Source organism: Kordia antarctica (assembly GCF_009901525.1).
GTDB lineage: Bacteria > Bacteroidota > Bacteroidia > Flavobacteriales > Flavobacteriaceae > Kordia > Kordia antarctica.
Map to the genome: position 1 here is coordinate 4,257,381 of NZ_CP019288.1, position 13,943 is coordinate 4,271,323.

General features: G+C 32.0%; 16 protein-coding genes. 11 read left to right on the plus strand and 5 right to left on the minus strand.

The window, feature by feature from the left end; genetic code table 11:
* Positions 1 to 9: 9 nt before the first annotated feature.
* Both hemW and IMCC3317_RS17765 read left to right on the plus strand, forming a co-directional pair.
* The gene (gene hemW, locus IMCC3317_RS17760) at positions 10 to 1,134 is read left to right on the plus strand and encodes a radical SAM family heme chaperone HemW (protein WP_160131954.1); all 1,125 of its coding nucleotides are present in this window, start codon (positions 10 to 12) and stop codon (positions 1,132 to 1,134) included.
* A gap of 226 nt (positions 1,135 to 1,360) precedes the next feature.
* Complete coding sequence (locus tag IMCC3317_RS17765) at positions 1,361 to 2,110, plus strand: cyclase family protein (RefSeq protein WP_160131955.1); 750 nt, start codon at positions 1,361 to 1,363, stop codon at positions 2,108 to 2,110.
* Between the two features lie 7 nt (positions 2,111 to 2,117).
* On the opposite strand, the gene IMCC3317_RS17770 is transcribed toward IMCC3317_RS17765, so the two are convergent.
* Both IMCC3317_RS17770 and IMCC3317_RS17775 read right to left on the minus strand, forming a co-directional pair.
* Complete coding sequence (locus IMCC3317_RS17770; RefSeq protein WP_228054839.1) at positions 2,118 to 2,513, minus strand: hypothetical protein; 396 nt, start codon at positions 2,511 to 2,513, stop codon at positions 2,118 to 2,120.
* A gap of 213 nt (positions 2,514 to 2,726) precedes the next feature.
* Positions 2,727 to 3,119, minus strand: coding sequence for a hypothetical protein (locus IMCC3317_RS17775; protein ID WP_228054840.1), 393 nt, complete (start codon positions 3,117 to 3,119; stop codon positions 2,727 to 2,729).
* A gap of 748 nt (positions 3,120 to 3,867) precedes the next feature.
* On the opposite strand from IMCC3317_RS17775, the gene IMCC3317_RS17780 reads away from it, so the two are divergent.
* The 9 genes from IMCC3317_RS17780 (at position 3,868) to IMCC3317_RS17820 (ending at position 10,125) form a co-directional block, all read left to right on the plus strand.
* Complete coding sequence (locus IMCC3317_RS17780; RefSeq protein ID WP_160130826.1) at positions 3,868 to 4,128, plus strand: hypothetical protein; 261 nt, start codon at positions 3,868 to 3,870, stop codon at positions 4,126 to 4,128.
* A 113-nt stretch (positions 4,129 to 4,241) separates the two neighbouring features.
* The gene (locus tag IMCC3317_RS17785; protein ID WP_160130827.1) at positions 4,242 to 4,856 is read left to right on the plus strand and encodes a DUF4230 domain-containing protein; all 615 of its coding nucleotides are present in this window, start codon (positions 4,242 to 4,244) and stop codon (positions 4,854 to 4,856) included.
* A 413-nt stretch (positions 4,857 to 5,269) separates the two neighbouring features.
* Positions 5,270 to 5,641, plus strand: a complete 372-nt coding sequence (locus tag IMCC3317_RS17790; RefSeq protein ID WP_160130828.1) for an MmcQ/YjbR family DNA-binding protein — start codon at positions 5,270 to 5,272, stop codon at positions 5,639 to 5,641.
* 13 nt (positions 5,642 to 5,654) lie between these two features.
* Positions 5,655 to 5,951, plus strand: coding sequence for a DUF1272 domain-containing protein (locus tag IMCC3317_RS17795; protein WP_160130829.1), 297 nt, complete (start codon positions 5,655 to 5,657; stop codon positions 5,949 to 5,951).
* A gap of 132 nt (positions 5,952 to 6,083) precedes the next feature.
* Positions 6,084 to 6,494, plus strand: a complete 411-nt coding sequence (locus tag IMCC3317_RS17800) for a response regulator (RefSeq protein ID WP_160130830.1) — start codon at positions 6,084 to 6,086, stop codon at positions 6,492 to 6,494.
* A 151-nt stretch (positions 6,495 to 6,645) separates the two neighbouring features.
* Entirely contained in the window at positions 6,646 to 8,709 is a 2,064-nt protein-coding gene (locus IMCC3317_RS17805) for a PAS domain S-box protein (protein WP_160130831.1), read from the plus strand.
* 1 nt (position 8,710) lies between these two features.
* A complete protein-coding gene (locus IMCC3317_RS17810) occupies positions 8,711 to 9,034 on the plus strand; it encodes an Hpt domain-containing protein (protein WP_160130832.1) in 324 nt (107 codons plus the stop codon).
* Positions 9,035 to 9,046: 12 nt separating this feature from the next.
* Positions 9,047 to 9,775, plus strand: coding sequence for a LytR/AlgR family response regulator transcription factor (locus IMCC3317_RS17815; protein ID WP_160130833.1), 729 nt, complete (start codon positions 9,047 to 9,049; stop codon positions 9,773 to 9,775).
* A gap of 125 nt (positions 9,776 to 9,900) precedes the next feature.
* A complete protein-coding gene (locus IMCC3317_RS17820) occupies positions 9,901 to 10,125 on the plus strand; it encodes a hypothetical protein (protein ID WP_160130834.1) in 225 nt (74 codons plus the stop codon).
* Here IMCC3317_RS17820 and IMCC3317_RS17825 read toward each other — a convergent pair.
* From IMCC3317_RS17825 to IMCC3317_RS17835, 3 genes are all read right to left on the minus strand, one after another.
* Entirely contained in the window at positions 10,122 to 11,222 is a 1,101-nt protein-coding gene (locus IMCC3317_RS17825; protein WP_160130835.1) for a DUF4407 domain-containing protein, read from the minus strand. The genes IMCC3317_RS17820 and IMCC3317_RS17825 overlap by 4 nt on opposite strands.
* Positions 11,223 to 11,393: 171 nt before the next feature.
* Entirely contained in the window at positions 11,394 to 13,292 is a 1,899-nt protein-coding gene (locus IMCC3317_RS17830; RefSeq protein ID WP_160130836.1) for a M56 family metallopeptidase, read from the minus strand.
* Complete coding sequence (locus IMCC3317_RS17835; RefSeq protein ID WP_160130837.1) at positions 13,289 to 13,660, minus strand: BlaI/MecI/CopY family transcriptional regulator; 372 nt, start codon at positions 13,658 to 13,660, stop codon at positions 13,289 to 13,291. The genes IMCC3317_RS17830 and IMCC3317_RS17835 overlap by 4 nt, the downstream gene beginning before the upstream one ends.
* Positions 13,661 to 13,943: the final 283 nt, after the last annotated feature.

Here is a 13,943-nt window from a genome sequence, read left to right on the forward strand (position 1 = left end):
ATAGAACGTATCGCTGGAATTTATATACATATCCCATTTTGTAAACAAGCATGTCATTATTGTGATTTTCACTTTTCTACGTCTTTATCGAAGAAAGATGAAATGATTTCTGCGATTCAAAAAGAATTATTTTTACGAAAATCAGAATTGTCAGAAACTACGATTGAAACCATTTATTTTGGCGGCGGAACACCAAGTATGTTATCGCTAGAAGAAATACAAGCGATTTTGAAAACTGTATATGAAAACTATAAAGTTTCACACAATCCAGAAATTACCTTAGAAGCAAATCCTGACGATTTAACCGAAATAAAAATTAAAGAATTGGCGGCTTCTCCGATTAATCGATTGAGTATTGGAATTCAATCGTTTTTTGAGGAACATTTACAAGCAATGAATCGTGCGCATGTTGCTGAAGAAGCTAAAAAGTGTTTGGAATTGGCAACTCATTATTTTGATAATATTACTATCGATTTGATGTACGGTGTGCCGAATATGACAATTGAACAGTGGAAAACGAATTTGGAGACTGCGTTCAGTTTTGGAATCAATCATATTTCAAGTTATGCATTAACGGTTGAACCGAAAACGGCGTTGGAAAAATTCATCCGACAAGGAAAATATCCAAATGTTTCAGAAGAAGAAGCACTTGCGCATTTCACCATTTTGGTGGAAGAAACTGAAAAACAGGGATTTATACATTACGAAATTTCCAATTTTGGAAAACCTAACTATTTTTCCAAACATAATACCTCGTATTGGAAAGGCGCAACGTATATAGGAATTGGTCCTGGCGCGCATTCGTTTCAGAAAACAATGAGAAGTTGGAATGTTTCAAACAATCCGTTGTACATAAAAAGTATTAAAGAAAACAACTTGCCTTCTACAACAGAAAATCTCTCTTTAGACGATCAATATAACGAATATGTAATGACAGGTTTGCGTACCATTTGGGGAATTTCTTTGGTATATATTCAACAAGAATTTGGAGGAAGTTACGTAGATCACACCTTACATATTGCAAAAACGCATTTACAAGAAAAAACAATTTCACAAGAAGCAATATTTATCAAAACAACACAAAAAGGAAAGTTTTTGTGTGACGGAATTGCTTCAGATTTTTTTAGGATTTAATTCTTCCAGCATATAAGGTAGCAATTAGTAAAATTATATTTAACGGTAATCCGATAAAAACAAACACAAAGAAATCCCAAGGTCCATTTTCTTGCAATAACCAACCTGAAAGCAGAAAAGAAAGCAATAGTAAAATAAGAAGAAAGCAAAAAAATTTTTTTTGAAAAGGATTCTTTTTCATGTTTTTGCTTCAAGATATGAAAAATCATTTAGTATTTTTGTGCTTATGATTTGTACTATTCAACGTAAAACGACAAAACACCAAATAGATTTATCAAAACCATTGGATATTTCCATTCCTTTACGCGCTTCTAAAGAAAACGTAAATGCGTGGTATTTGGATGCTCCAGAAATTTCGCCTGTTCGCACGGAAAATTGGGTTGGAAGTGTAAAAGAAGGCGGCGACGTTAATTTTAATAATATTTCATTTAATCCGCATTCGCACGGAACACATACAGAATGTGTTGGACATATTACGGAAGAAGTATTTTCTGTAAATCAACAATTAAAGCAATTTTTCTTTCATGCAGAGCTCATTACGGTTGTTCCTGAAAAAAAAGGTGGAGATTATATAATTTCTAGAAAACAGTTGCAAAACGTAATCGGAAACAAGAAACGAGAAGCGATTGTGATTCGTACATTGCCAAATTTTAGAGACAAGAAAAATAAACAGTATTCGAATACAAATCCGCCGTACATAGAAGAAGATGGCGCAATATATCTTAGAGAAAAGGGAATTAAACACTTATTAATTGATCTTCCAAGTGTGGATAAAGAAAAAGATGATGGTAAATTGTTAGCGCACAATGCGTTTTGGAATACAGGTGGCGATATGCGTATGAACGCGACAATTACGGAGTTTATTTTTGTTGCAAATAGTATAAAAGACGGCGCGTATTATGTAAATATACAAATTGCACCTTTTGAAAATGATGCTTCACCGAGTAAGCCAATTTTATATAAAATAGAAAAGTAATTAATAATTAGTTGCCTTTCAGATTTTTTTGAATCTCTTTACTAATTTGGTCCAGCGTAGGGAAATTTTCCAGCTTTTTGCTAAATTCTTTAAATTGTTGTTCTACAATACGCTTGATTTTATTTTCTATAATTTCGTCAATTGTTTCTCCATAATCTGGAAGTGGCTCGTCAGTTTTCTTTTCAGGATCAATAATCATTTTTCCTTGCCCAGTAACCAACCAAAGCGGGCTTAAATCAAGATATTGATCAAATATTTTTTCTAAAACGTCACTACCTACAGAAGCACTTGATTTGGCTTGCTTACTAGTGTAACCGTTACCTACGCCAATTGAAATGTCAAATGCACGCATACTCAAGTTTTTATGTTTGATAAATATAACGATCCGTTCTATTATTTTCATATATTGAGAAATTAAGCCATAAAAAACCTTATTTTATAGAAAATAGGTTTTAATATGTGCTTTAGGTTATACAAACTGACAGTAAATCAGCACAAATGTAACAATTAGTAAATATACATAAATCAATAGAATCTACACAAAAGTCTTATAATTTTATGCTGTAGTTGCAGTATTGTAAGCTTTTTAACGGAAGATTTTTAAGATATAATAGTGTTATTTACCTTTTAAATTTTTCTGAATTTCTTTACTAATTTGGTCAAGTGTTGGAAAGTTTTCTAGCTTATTGCTAAAATCTTTGAGTTGATCTTGAACAATACGCTTTATTTTGTTCTCTAGAATTTCATCAATAGTTTTTCCGTAATCGGGAAGTGGCTCATTAGAATTGTTGAAATCAATAATCATAGTATCTTTTCCTGTAACCAACCAAAGTGGATTTAGTTCAGGGTATGTATCGATTATCCGCTCTAAAACATCACTTCCGACAGAAGCGCCTGATTTTGATTGTTTGCTCGTGTAGCCATTGCCCACTTTTATTGAGATGTCAAACGCTCGCATGCTCATGTTTTTATGATTGATAAAGATGATTATTCTATCGATTATTTTCATTTTATTTCGAAATAAGACTATGAAAAATAAAATTTCATAGAAAATAGTTTTTAAAGTTAATAAATCGCCACTCAAATTGACAGTAAATCAGCACAAATGTGTTAATTTGTAAATATACACATTTTTACTATATGTATAGCGTTTTTTCGGAAAAGACAGGAATTGTATACCATTGATTCTCAATATAATGTTTGAATCTTAAGGAATTATACATATAAAATAGAGGCTTTGTTGTGTTGAAAATGTACTTAATCACCTTTCAATTTTTTGACTAATTTGAGTTAATGTTGGAAAGCTTTTTAATTTTTTGCAGCTTTTTTTAAATTGCTTTTGTGGAATGTGTTCAATTTTATTTTCTCTAAATATTTCTATAATTAGGAAATGAATCGTCTAAATTTTCAAATCATATCGACTTCTCTCGAAATTAACTAAAGTTTATTTAAATCAAATTAGTTACCGATTATTAACTATAAAACAGCACTATTTACAAAAGTGAGAATCTTAAATCGCTCGTCTGTGTAGCTGTTTGCAGCGTATATTGATATATAAAGTTTGTGAATGCTGATTTTTTTTCGCATGCTTAAGAAGATTATTCTGTCGATTATTTTCATCATATTTTGAAATTTTTCTATATAAAGTTTTCTTACATAGAAAATAGTTTGTAATATTATACCGTCAGCTCTATATAATGTGGTGTAAAATCGACATTATTATAGAGATTATTAAATATTAAAACTTAGGAATACATATGATACGCAAAGAACAACGTAGAAAACTCAAAGAAGTTTTGGGATATCATTATACAGAAGGCGTTTTAAAAATCTTAAAGGAAAAGAAAATAACGAGTAGAAACAACAAACCTTATGGTTCGTCAATGATTCGAAATGTGTTTAATGGTTTGAATGAGAACGAAGACATAGAAAATGCTATTATAGCGTTGTTTATTCGTACGCAAGAAGACGTTAAGGAGACTTTTGAAGAACGAAATCGAATATTAGGCATTTCATAAGCTCATATGTAGTAGTTTACATCTGAAATTCCCCCAATAATTGTAGCTAACTAAAATTAGTTTAAATTTACATTCACAATAATTGAGGAATAGTTATTGTAAATGTCTAATATATGGATATAGTTTTAGCAGTATTAATTGGAGGAATTGTCTCTTATTTTTTATATGATTTCATCGGTAAAAGACAATCGGAAAAGCGTACAATACATCAATCACAGGTATTAATTGATAAAATTAAGAGTGTTTGTAGGCTAACAACTGTTGAAGGCGATTTCAGTGAAATTTATCATTACGAAGATAAATCAGCACACTTTCTACGTATGCTTTTTAGTAAAAAACGCGCGCTTATTGTAATTAAAGCAAAAGCAAGTGTTGGATATGATTTGAAAAAATTACGTTTGGAATCAGACAAGGACAAAAAACAAGTGCGAATTATTCATTTTCCACAACCAGAAATTTTAACCGTTGAGACAGATTTTACATATTATGATAAAAAAGATGGTTTGTTGAATAAATTTAGCGCTGAAGATCTTACAAAACTAAACAAAGAAGCAAAACAACACATTATTGATAAAGTTCCGCAAAGTGGTTTGCTAGAATCTGCTAAAAAAGAAGCCTTAGACGCAATTTTGATTATTGAAAAAATTGTAGAAACTATCGGTTGGGAATTGGATTACTCTGAAATAACACTTCCAGAAGAAGATATATCATATTTGAAGAAGAACTAAACAATCAATAGTTGTTCTTAAAATACTACATACTAGAAGCTTGCATTTATTTTTAAAGCTAAAAGCGGCTCAAAATTAAAAATATATAGAAGTTGATTTATCACTATGTATTTCATCGATAATTTATATTCATTTAAAGAAAACTTCCTCAGTTTCTAAACATTCTTGCCGTATATTTGCCGCAATCGAAATAACAAATACGATGTCACTAATTGATAAAGTAGTTTATTATCTGAATGATGTTCTTATAAGCCTGGATATCGCGCCTACTCAAAAAACAGATATTAAAGAAAAAAATAATAGTAAAACTTCGCACAACAACTCAGATGTAAACGCCTAGTTCTTGGTGTTTCAATTTTAAAATACATGGATGAATTCGTAGGATTTTTATATCTTGCTTTCAAATTGAGTGTATGAATATTGAATTGCTAAGAGAATATTGCATTTCCAAACCAGCAGTTACAGAGGAATTTCCTTTTGATCAAGACGTATTGGTTTTCAAAGTTTTAGGTAAAATGTATGCGCTAACTTCTCTAAAAGGTTGGGAAGCAGGAACAGCTTCAATCAATCTAAAATGCGATCCAGAAAAAGCAGAAGAACTTCGTGAAGCATATGAAAGTATCAAACCAGGATTTCATATGAGTAAAACACATTGGAATACTGTGGAACTTTATCAAGGAGAACTTTCAACAAAATTCATTCAAGAACTTATAGATGATTCCTATTATTTAGTCATCCAAGGAATGACCAAAAAACAAAAAGCAGCATTAGAAAATTACCAGTAAATACAATCGCTATATGTTAGAAATTCGACCAAACTGCGAACATTGCAACAAAGATTTACTTTCTGATTCGCAGGAAGCAATGATTTGCACATTTGAATGTACGTATTGCGAAAGCTGTGTAACTGGAATTTTAAAAAATGTATGCCCAAATTGTGGAGGAGATTTTACCAAGCGACCAATTCGCCCTGAAAAACTGCTAGAAAAATATCCGCCAAGCGCAAAACGTGTGTACAATCCTACTGATTTGTCAGCACATTACCAGCGAATTACCGCAATAAAAGCGGAAACAATCAATAAAACAAAAAATTAACAAAACCATTAGTCTATATTAAAAGGTTATTCAACCCTTATTAATTTTCGTTTAATCGAAAGATGCTCACTTTCTAAAAGATAAACAGGAAATTTACGAATCAATTGCTGAATAGTACACTAAAACTAATAAATGGAAAATCTTTCGTTTTTATTTATCGAAGATGACGAGATTGAAGTATTAAAGTTCAAAAAATCCTTAAAAAAACTAGGATTTACGCACCGAATACTTGAAGCTAAGAATGGAGAGGAAGCACTAGAAATCTTGAGAAAAAAAGAAGATTTGCCTAATGTCATTCTGTTAGATTTGAACATGCCTAAAATGAACGGACTTGAGTTTTTAAAAGAACTTAAAGATGATATCCACTTGCGTTATATTCCAGCAATTATTGTAACCACATCTAACAATCACCAAGACATGTTGGAAAGTTATAAACTTGGAATTGCAGGTTACATCATAAAACCATTACGATACGAAGATTACATAGCTAAAATACAATGTGTTGTAGACTATTGGATGGTAAATGAAGTCATCAACTTCTAATTACAATACACTACTAAAATTCTTCCTTTTTTATATTTCTTCTACCTCGCAGAAATATAGGTTTTCAGTTAATTTCTTTAAAGAACTAAAAAAAGTATACGGAATTTAGTATATTCAAGCGCAAAACCCCAAGCATTTAGATTAGCGTTCAATGAAAGATACAATTCAATCCCTCAAACTAGCTCTTCAGAACGAAAAAAAAGCACGCGAACAAGCGGAAGAAATACTCTTACATCGCACAAGCGAATTGTTAGAAGTACGCGAAGCACTACAAGCCAAAATTACGGAATACGATGTTTTTTTTGAGAATTTACTCGACTCATTTATTGTCATGGACACAATGGGAAATGTGATCAAAATGAATGATGCTGCCGTGAAACTATTTGGCTATGACATTAAAGAAGAAGAGTTTAATGTTGTCAATATCATTTACAGAGAAGACTTCGAATATGCAATGAATTCTTTTGCAAAACTCATAGAAAATGGCTCTTTTCCAAACTACGAAGCAAGAGTTTATACCAAAGATAAACAGGTAAAATGGGTTCAAATCAACTCAAGCTTAATCTATAATGAAGAAGGTGAAATTATTGCAGCGCAAGGTGTTGTAAGAGATATTACGGAAGCCAAAGAAAATGCCGCTGACTATGAAGAACAACGTGAACAATTGGCAACTATTGTAGATAATTCTACATTAGGAATTGTGTTAGCGCAAGATCGAAAAATCATTAAAACGAATAAAGCTTTCCAAAAACTAGTGCAATATTCAGAAGAAGAATTAGTAGGATTTCCTTATGAAAAACTATCTTTTGATGAATCAATTGGAGAATTACGACTGTTGTATGACCAAATGCACAATGGAGAAATAAATCAATACAGCACTAAAAAAAAATACAAGCGTAAAGACGGAACTTCTTTTTTATCCAAAACAAATGTAACAGGAGTTCGTGACGCGCAAGGAAAAATAAAATATCAATTGGCGCTCATTGAAGATGTAACAGAAAAATACAAAAGGCGTTTGATGTTAAATACATTAAACAGTTTAACACGTTCGTTTATTGGAAAACTGACCATTCACGATATTGCTTGGGAAATAGCAAACGTAACAGCACACGATTTAGAATTTGAAGATTGCGTCGTGTATTTAGTCAACAAAAAAACAAAACTCTTAGAGCAAATTGCAGGTTACGGCGCACAAGTAGACAAGAATAAAGAAATCATAAACAAAATTTACATTCCGTTTGGCAAAGGACTTGTCGGTCATGTAGCGCAAACAGGAAAAGCCGAATTGATAAACGACACAACCAAAGATAAACGTTATGTAGTTGACGATAAAAGACGCTCTTCTGAAATTACAGTTCCTATCATTGTCAATGGTGAAGTTGTCGGGATTATAGATTCTGAAAACTCAGTCAAAAACTTCTTCACCAAAGAACACTTGCGACTTCTAAAAAATGTTGCAGACTTAGTGTCAATTCAATTGACAAATGCTGTAAACCTAGAACGTAGAATAGAAGCGGAAAGTCAAAACGAAGAATTGTTAGAAAACTTAAAACGAAGTAACAAAGAACTTCGTGATTTCGCACATATTGTTTCGCACGATTTAAAATCGCCTTTGCGAAGTATAAATGCGTTAGTATCTTGGTTTCAAGAAGATTATGAAGAAGTTTTAGATGAAGGTGCTAATGAAACTTTCGAGAAATTAAACAACAAATTAGAGCAAATGGACGCGCTGATTGACGGGATTTTGCGGTATTCTAGTGTGAATGATAAAAGTGTATTAATCGTACAAAAAGTTAAAGTCAAGGAAATTTTAGAAGAAATACAAACAATTTTATACATTCCGGAGCACATTCAATTTATCTTTCCAGAAGATTTACCAATAATTAAAGCCGATAAAACACGTATCAAACAATTGTTTCAAAACTTAATTAGTAATGCAATTGATTACGTAGATAAGGAAGACGGAAAAATAGAAGTGAAGTTCAAAGAGTTGAAATACTATTGGAAGTTTTCTGTTTCTGACAATGGAATCGGAATTGCTAAAGCGTATCATGATAAAATTTTCAAAATATTTCAAACCTTAGATACAAAAGGAAAATCTACAGGAATTGGATTATCTATTGTGAAAAAAATTATTGAGCTTTACAAAGGAGATATTTATTTAGAATCTGAAGAAGGAAAAGGAACAACATTCTTCTTTAAACTTAAAAAATAAAATGCAGCTAGAAAGTCCAAATTTATCCTACATAAAAGAACTTGCCGATGGCGACACGGAGTTTGAAGCAAAATTAATTTCAATCCTAAAAAAAGAACTTCCAAAAGAAAAAGAAGCGTTTATAAAAAGTGTTCATGCAAAAAACTATCAAAATTCAGCAGAGCTCGTGCATAAAATTAAACATAAAATTAGTATTTTGGGGCTTGAAAAAAGTTATGAGTTTTCAATTTCCTTTGAAGAAGAACTGAAAAATGACAATCCCCAACATTATGAGGCATTTCTCAGCATTTTGCAAAACATGGAAGAATTTTTAATTACTATATAAGACTACCTACTTATGAAATGTATAATTGTAGATGATGAAGCCACTGCAAGAGCAATCACAAAACAGTTGTGTAAAAAGATTGAAATGCTCACAATTGCAGAAGAATTTGATAACGCGATTGACGCTATAAAATATCTAAACACGAATGGAGTTGATCTTATCTTTTTAGATATACACATGCCAACATTCTCAGGATTTGATTTCATTCAAACCTTAAAAAACCCGCCACAAATCATTCTCACAACTTCTGATAAAAACTTTGCGTTAGATGCGTTTGAATATGATTGTGTCATTGATTACTTAGTAAAACCAATAACACCAGAACGTTTTGCCAAAGCTGTTGCGCGTATAAACGATCGAAATACGACAGCTGCAACAACAACGATTGAAGATGCTGCGCCTGCAATTCCTGAAGAAACGTCAATAGCAGGAAACAATCTATATGTAAATATTGATCGTCGTTTGGTAAAAATCAACATTCCAGATATTTACCTAATAGAAGCAAAAGGTGATTACATAAAAATAAAGGCAGAAGACAAAAACTACATTGTACATTCTACACTGAAAAAAATTGAAGAAAAACTACCGAGTAACTTATTCTTAAAAGTGCATCGTTCATACATAATTAACACGACTAAAATTGTTGATATTGAAGACAATAGTGTTTTAATAAAGCAAGACGTCATTCCTGTAAGTAGAGCAAACCGAAAAGAACTAATGCAACGCTTAAATCTTTTATAAGTTTAGAACGTTCGTCGAAACTTTCATTACTATTCGTCTTACGCTTATAGTATTTGATGGTAAAACCGTAATTTATTTATAATAAATTTCTTATCTTTTTGTTTCCAAATTTAACCTACGAACCTATGAGATGGAAAGGAAATAAAAAGTACAAGGAAGTCATTACGGAAGATGGCTACCATTTAAAAGCGGAATATATGAAAGACAGTAAGTACTGGTGGATCGTTTATAAAAACGGCGCAGTACTATATCGAGCAATCGCTGAAAGTGAATTTGCCACAAGTCTTCAAACTGCACAAGCAAAAGCACAACAACAAATGATTAAACATCTAAAAAGTACAACTACTTAAAATTGTTTTTTCTGTAAATTAAAAAAAGCATCAGCCTGTAATTGCATTAATTCACGGGCTTTTTTGCGTTTGTAGGTGTATAATTCTTCTTCTTCGGCAATATCAGCATATACTTTATTGTTCAATGACTGATCTGTTTGTAACAGCGTTTTACGTTGATGAACTTTTTGCGTAACCCAAGTTTTTACAGCATCTTCTGCATCTTGAAACTTAAAATCATATTCGCCTTTTGAGGTAAATAATTTGGCAAAAATTGGAGAAGTTTCTATTGCTAAAAACAATAAAAATATAAAAAATGATGGAAGCCAAGCCAACTCGCCAAGTGCATTTACGCGCGCCATCAAACCATCAAAACCGTCAATAATTGGTTGTGTGGTAGCTTCTTGTTCTTTCTGTTTCGTAATCAAATCAGTAATTGCGAGTTCTTTTGCGGCTACTTTTTCACTATTTTCAGCACGAAATGCTTGTAACTCTTGCAAAGCAGCATCATGTTTATCACGCTTTTCCTGATATACTGGACCTTTTCCGATCAATTCTGTGCCTTTTCGTCCTTCCGCTTCCGCGATATACGTTTCGTACAAACCATTCACTTCTTGTTCTTTTGCAGTTACATCGTTTTTTAACCGTGTAATTTCTTGTGAGATTTGCTCGATTTCAGGTGTAAATTGTTGTGCAATTTGAGTTTTATTTGAAAGTGTCAATTCATTTTTCTGTTCCAACAACACTTGATTGATCTCTTTTTCAAAGATTTTCAATTCCAATGGTTTCGAAATAACAATCGCAATAATAACGGCTAAAATAATTCGTGGAGTTGCTTGTAAAAACTCATCAAACTTATTTTTTCGTTTTCGAAGCGTAGAAACAATAAAACGATCCAAATTAAAAATTAACAATCCCCAAATAAGTCCAAAGCCAACGGCTGCAAACGGATTATCAAAAACGGTATACAAAGCGTACGCACTTGCAATAAAAGCCATAAGCGCAGTAAAAAAGACGGTTGCGCCAATTCCGGCGTATTTAGTTTGTTCGCCATCGCTACAATCGCGTATAAGGTTGAGGTCAACGCCTGAACAGACGAGAAAAAATTGTTTTAACATAATTTGATTTTTTGATTGATTGATGATGTTGAACTCGTTTAAATTTTTTCAATTTGCTGAAAAATCCAAAAAGTTTAAACGAGTTCATTATAAGAACGCAAAATGTGCAAAAATGTTACAAAAAAAAGAGTCTCATAATTGAGACTCTTTTATAAATTAGTTGAAACGATTTTAAATTTTATCTTTCTTTTTATGTTTTGGTTTTGGCGGCGGAGGTGGCGGAGGCGGAATTGGTTTTCCGTTTTCATCTACTAATTGACTTTTTTCATTATAGATGAATTTTACGCCATTTTTCACAACATAATAATGTTTTTTACCATTAATCTCCATGGTTTCTACTTTCTGACCTTTCATGTTTTCCTGCATGTGCTCAACATTTCGCTTTTCTTTAGAAGAAAGTTTGGGTGCATGTCCAGGCGGTGGCGGTGGCGGAACATCAGTAATGTTGATCGTTTCAATATTATAAATCTTATTTGCTTTTAAAATTGCAGTTACTTTTGCTATAAATTCTTTACGATCTTCATGATAAATGATAAGTGAATTCCGGGCTTTTTTGTGTAAAATATGACTAAGTTCTGTTTTAATATTTTTATCAAGTTCTGCAAAAGTACTTTTAAGTGTATAGTTTACGATGAAGCTTCCATCTTTAGTAATGTTAACTACAATATCTTTTCTATCAATGTTTTTGACAATATTTACTTTCTTATTATTAAGTTTTGTTTTATGTGAATTTTCTTTGAAATGTAAAACGGCACCTTCAGGCAATGGGCTTGCTATATTTTTTTTCAATACTTCAAAACCAGATTCGGTATATAATAATATTTGATTTTCTTGAGGAAAACGTATACTTCGAGCATTTTTGTATACAAAACTTCCTGTGTAATGCACAATGTCATAGTTTGAAATTTTACTATTGTCAATCACCTTTCCATCTAACCAAATAGCAAACGCTGTTTTGTTTTTCCAATCGTTTAAAAGTTGCGTTGTCGGGCGTTTTGCTACAGGTGTTTTTGGTGGAGGAATTAATTTTGTTTTATCTTTCGCAGTAAGTTCTGCGTACGTTTTTGTGACTTTAGTTCCGTGTTCATCTTCAAAAATCAATGTCGCATTTTTATAATAATCAGCTTTTGGATCGTTTTGATTTTGTGGAATAGTCGTTTGTGTTTTTGTAGTTTCTATCAATTCTGCAGTCGCTTCATGCGCAACTACTTTTGTGCTAAATAGAAACAGCGCGCCAATAAATACTGGAATCGTGAGCGAGGCAACAAGCCAAGCACGAACACGCGATGTGTGTTTTGTCATCATTTCTAATCTTTTTTTAGTTACAGAAAAATTTAAATTACTGGCCAAGTATACGTCATGATTCCAACTTGCGTTATCGAGTAATAATTGTTGATAGGCTGGAATCTTTGTGTTTGATTTTATCACAGCATCATCCGCTAAAAATTCGTGGTTCAGCTGAATTGCTTTTTTATAATACATTAGTAACGGATTGAACCAACATACAATCTGGATCAATTCAATCAAAATAATATCTAACGTATGTTTTTGCGAAACATGCGCGAGTTCATGTGTGTACAATTCGTTTGCAATAGTTGCCGTGTCATATGCTTCTTTTTCAATAAAAATATAATGCAAAAATGTATGTGGCAATACGTTTTCTTTCAATAATACCAACGAAGCTTTTTTGTAAATTGCCTTTGTATTTTTGGCAATTTTTTGAAAAATCTTGTGAATATTTGCGATGAATCGAGAAAAGAAAAATAAGCAGCCAATTCCATATAAAACCACTAAATAGACGAACCATGAAATTGGGTTTGAAACTTCATTGGAAGCAACTTCTATTGACAATCCTTGTGTACTTTCAATAAGTAATGCAGGATTATTTTCTACCATTGGAATTGTTACCGAACTCACCATTGGAATAAAAGGAACTAAAAGCGAAAAGCACAATCCGAAAAGCAAATAGTATCTATTAAACACATATATGCGTTCGCGCTCAAGCAATACTTTATATACTAAAAGTACCAATGCCAAACATAATCCTGATTTTATGAAATATGAAATCATTTGTTATTATCTTTTAGTTGTTGATCGATAACCTTTTTTAATTCTTGCAATTCGGCATCCGTTAAATTGGTTTCTTTCGTGAAAAAAGAAGCAAATTGCGAAGCTGAATCGTTAAAGAAATTTTTGATAAGTCCATTGAGATGTTTCGAAAAATAATCTGCTTTTTTAATCAATGGAAAGTATTCTCTCGATTTTCCAAACGTTGCATACGAAATATATCCTTTATCGTTCATACGTTTCAATAACGTGGCAATCGTAGTTGTTGCAGGTTTTGGTTCGTCATATTGTTCCAAAATATCTTTCATGAATGCTTTTTCAAGTTTCCATAAATGTTGCATTAACTGTTCTTCCGTTTTTGATAATTTCATCTGTTAATTATTGTTTTTTGATTCGATTGTAAAATTTACGTTGTATCATTTCGGTCGACATCAAAATGATATTTTGTTCATTTCACAGGAATCGGTGTAATATTACTCTACAAATGTAGAACTAAATTTTGTATTCTACAAGTGTAGAGGTAAAATAATTTGAAAGTTATAGTTGGAGTTTACCATTTTCATGGGAATTTCCACGTTAAGGATTGTAGTGAAAAGCCCGGAACGATAGTGAGGACTTGCAGCGGAAAGCCTGACCATAAAAGTTCATTGAGGT

Bases quoted from the DNA above. Each gene is read 5' to 3' on its own strand.
- IMCC3317_RS17765 (WP_160131955.1), top strand. From the start codon at position 1,361: ATGATTTGTACTATTCAACGTAAAACGACAAAACACCAAATAGATTTA.
- IMCC3317_RS17770 (WP_228054839.1), bottom strand. From the start codon at position 2,513: ATGAAAATAATAGAACGGATCGTTATATTTATCAAACATAAAAACTTG.
- IMCC3317_RS17775 (WP_228054840.1), bottom strand. From the start codon at position 3,119: ATGAAAATAATCGATAGAATAATCATCTTTATCAATCATAAAAACATG.
- IMCC3317_RS17780 (WP_160130826.1), top strand. From the start codon at position 3,868: ATGATACGCAAAGAACAACGTAGAAAACTCAAAGAAGTTTTGGGATAT.
- IMCC3317_RS17785 (WP_160130827.1), top strand. From the start codon at position 4,242: ATGGATATAGTTTTAGCAGTATTAATTGGAGGAATTGTCTCTTATTTT.
- IMCC3317_RS17790 (WP_160130828.1), top strand. From the start codon at position 5,270: ATGAATATTGAATTGCTAAGAGAATATTGCATTTCCAAACCAGCAGTT.
- IMCC3317_RS17795 (WP_160130829.1), top strand. From the start codon at position 5,655: ATGTTAGAAATTCGACCAAACTGCGAACATTGCAACAAAGATTTACTT.
- IMCC3317_RS17800 (WP_160130830.1), top strand. From the start codon at position 6,084: ATGGAAAATCTTTCGTTTTTATTTATCGAAGATGACGAGATTGAAGTA.
- IMCC3317_RS17805 (WP_160130831.1), top strand. From the start codon at position 6,646: ATGAAAGATACAATTCAATCCCTCAAACTAGCTCTTCAGAACGAAAAA.
- IMCC3317_RS17810 (WP_160130832.1), top strand. From the start codon at position 8,711: ATGCAGCTAGAAAGTCCAAATTTATCCTACATAAAAGAACTTGCCGAT.
- IMCC3317_RS17815 (WP_160130833.1), top strand. From the start codon at position 9,047: ATGAAATGTATAATTGTAGATGATGAAGCCACTGCAAGAGCAATCACA.
- IMCC3317_RS17820 (WP_160130834.1), top strand. From the start codon at position 9,901: ATGAGATGGAAAGGAAATAAAAAGTACAAGGAAGTCATTACGGAAGAT.
- IMCC3317_RS17825 (WP_160130835.1), bottom strand. From the start codon at position 11,222: ATGTTAAAACAATTTTTTCTCGTCTGTTCAGGCGTTGACCTCAACCTT.
- IMCC3317_RS17830 (WP_160130836.1), bottom strand. From the start codon at position 13,292: ATGATTTCATATTTCATAAAATCAGGATTATGTTTGGCATTGGTACTT.
- IMCC3317_RS17835 (WP_160130837.1), bottom strand. From the start codon at position 13,660: ATGAAATTATCAAAAACGGAAGAACAGTTAATGCAACATTTATGGAAA.